The sequence below is a fragment of the Bacillus sp. JJ1773 genome (assembly GCF_036962035.1).
GTDB lineage: Bacteria > Bacillota > Bacilli > Bacillales > Cytobacillaceae > Cytobacillus.
In genome coordinates this window covers 1,641-4,252 of record NZ_JBALNX010000050.1, presented here as the reverse complement: position 1 = coordinate 4,252, position 2,612 = coordinate 1,641, and the positions used below count along the sequence as shown (strand labels likewise).

The following is a 2,612-nucleotide window of genomic DNA, read 5'->3' as shown; positions in this document are numbered from 1 at the left end:
TAATTATCCACTTATAACATCAACTCCAAAGACCAGTCATATTTTATTTCGTTTTTTTTGTTTGTTTATCTTATATCTAGAATCATAGGGACTTGCCTCTATATTTTTCAAGAAGAAACTTACCCTTTCAAAACACCTCATATGACTGCCAACTCTATAAGTAGATTGTCCATATTAATATTATGCATTTCTTGTTCAATGTCGCTTCGACTTATTTTTAATCCATATTCCTATTAATATTTAGATATATGTTGTAAATGATTTACTGTCCATTCATAGTAAAAATTTTCGATAATTTCCATATCTAACTCCTTCTAGCATCAATATGACCGCCTTGCTCGATCCAAGAATATAACCATTTGACTTCTATGTCATAAAAATCAAAGTAGCGTACTATATCTTTTATGTTGGAATATCCATACCAATGATATTTATGAACAATTTCCAAGTTATTTTTTGAAATTCTAGATATCTGTTCATTGTCCAGATCACATAACAATACTGATGCTAGAAATAATAGTTCACTATTTTCCTCATTTATCGGTACTTCTATTAGCGTTTTTGACAACGCTTGTCCTAATTCAGTTAAGCTACATTTACTTCTATTTTCAATATAGTAATCTACTAACGATTCCACAGTAATATTTTTATAAGCACCAGCAATCAGGTCAGAACCATTTATTTGTTTATGCTCATTAGGATTTTTAATAAAATTCAGAAGTACCTCATCTGATGGTGGTAGAGTATGGTGCATGAACTCCCAAGCCTCTTTCCATGAGTTTAATCCTAAATGCAAAGCAATGGCTCTGGCGGTCATTATCTGTATTTGGGAAATAATCATTTGAGACTCACCACTTGTAATGTTGAAGAAGGGTGGAAGTGGCCAGATTAACTTTTGTTTGTATGACATTCGACCATGAGCGATGGAGTTGCGTATCTTAACAATTTTATTAACCAAGGAGTAAGTACGCTCATCTAACATAGAATGCCTTTTTAAAAAATAATTTATCTTTGTAGCTATTGAGGCCTCATCACTAATTAATACTTCCTTTAAAATGTTTAATTTAGAGTTAATTGTATTTTCTCTAGCATTACCACTTTGATTAAGTGTCTCTGTAGAGAAAATGGTTAGAAAACGCCTTATTTCTTCACTCGCTTCCTTCTTAAAATCATTATAGTAGTTACTTACAAGTAATTCTAGAATATGAAAATGCGTGAGAATTGCTTCGTCATGAAAAGTATCAACTTCACTTTCTGAAACCATATATAGTGCTTTTCTCCACCTATCTAATAAAGTAATAATTAATGTACTAAAACGTTTATCTTGCAACTTCTCAAGTAATAAATTTAAATCCTTAGAATGGTCTGACCCTTCAAGCGAAAAAATAGTACACTCTACGCATTTAGAGGGATTAGTTTCATTTTCTACTATTTGAGTTTCACTACTGAGTTTTTCATAAACTGTAAATAAGTGTCCTGTAAAGTAACACAATATACCTTCAATCACCAGCAAATCTGGTCTAGTATAACGCTTTATTTCTAAAGGGCTATCAATACTGTCAATCGTTTTAAAAAATTCAACAATTAGTTGATTTTGTCTTGTATAAACTACTGTTGTATCATTTAACTTAAACTCTACATTAAATTCATCTATACTAGGTATTTCATATATATCTTTGCAAAAGATTGCTCTTTCTTGCTTTTCACTCAATTCGTACACCACTTTCTTTTTAATAGCTATCAATATCAATATATATACATGATCATTACTTAAAATAAATTCTTATACAGATTCCGAGATAAATCCCTTCCTCAATAAAGACAGAGATTTTATTTGTATAGTCATTAACACTTTTACTTTTTAGGTGGGTATTTTTATACTCTTTCAGCTATTCTATTCCAAACTAGATGCTGTTTAGTCATCTAGAATTTTCTTTAATTCTTGTTCTCTTGCACCTAATTTGTCTTTTGCATATCCCCAACAAAAATTTTTAGTATCTGGCCCATTAATTGGACCTAACACTGCAACTTGTATTAACATTTGTCCTATTACTCCCCCTCCCTCTCTGTTATGATAGCTTTCATGTGATACTTTAGTGTTATAGTTATGTAAATAATACGGAGGTCAATCGATATGATAGGTCGATATTCAACAAAGAAGTTTTTAATAAATAAAGTAGCTTTAATACGATAAAGCTACTTTTGTACATACTTATATATCACATTCAAAGTTTGGAGAATATTGCTTATCAACCTCAAGGCAATATTTAAAAACCAAAATATGAGCAATTTCCTGTATTATAGAATTCCATAAATGTTCTTTTTTCTTCTCAATATCATCAGGTATCTTTAAGTTAAATTTATAGTCACCTTTACCATGAACAATGCTATTTCTATAAATATAGATTCCTTTTGAAAATTCATCTATATTATTCTCTCTTATCAAACCGCTCTTTTGAGCATATATCATAAGATTATTTATTTCATTCCCGATTGAACTCAATAAATAATTTAATAATTCTTCTTCACCTTGTTTGTAAATTTTACTAGTGGCACTTATAAAATCATTTATTTCACTGTTAATATTGTATGTATTAATATTTTCAATAAAT

Annotated in this window: 2 protein-coding genes and 1 pseudogene; all 3 read right to left on the bottom strand. The window is 29.7% G+C overall.

Going from position 1 to position 2,612, the window contains the following annotated elements:
• Positions 1 to 304: 304 nt before the first annotated feature.
• Complete coding sequence (locus tag V7127_RS15250; protein WP_335487326.1) at positions 305 to 1,711, bottom strand: hypothetical protein; 1,407 nt, start codon at positions 1,709 to 1,711, stop codon at positions 305 to 307.
• A gap of 204 nt (positions 1,712 to 1,915) precedes the next feature.
• Positions 1,916 to 2,041 (bottom strand): hypothetical protein, encoded by a 126-nt coding sequence (locus tag V7127_RS15245; protein ID WP_335487323.1) that lies wholly within the window; start codon positions 2,039 to 2,041, stop codon positions 1,916 to 1,918.
• A 171-nt stretch (positions 2,042 to 2,212) separates the two neighbouring features.
• Positions 2,213 to 2,612 (bottom strand): annotated as a pseudogene (locus V7127_RS15240) (hypothetical protein); the annotation flags it as partial.